This is a genomic window from Oleiphilus sp. HI0132 (genome assembly GCF_001635845.1).
Genome location: NZ_LWGJ01000943.1, coordinates 1 through 228, shown reverse-complemented (window position 1 = coordinate 228; position 228 = coordinate 1). Strand labels below are relative to the sequence as shown.

The window sequence follows — 228 nt, the reverse complement described above, 5'->3', positions numbered from 1 at the left end:
TGCTTCTGCATCATTTACCATTTGCTCGACTTCATCATCAGATAGACCAGAAGAAGCTTTAATCACGATAGACTGCTCTTTACCTGTCGCCTTGTCTTTCGCCGATACGTTCAAGATACCGTTTGCATCGATGTCAAAAGTCACTTCGATCTGAGGCATACCACGAGGGCCCGCAGGAATATCTGACAAGTCGAAACGTCCCAAAGATTTGTTCTGAGCCGCTTGCTT

At 46.1% G+C, this 228-nt stretch carries 1 protein-coding gene; it reads right to left on the bottom strand.

Features of this window, described 5'->3' with window-relative positions; translation table 11 throughout:
* A partial coding sequence (locus tag A3766_RS10575; RefSeq protein ID WP_156508866.1) for an Hsp70 family protein occupies window positions 1-228 on the bottom strand: 228 nt, incomplete at both ends.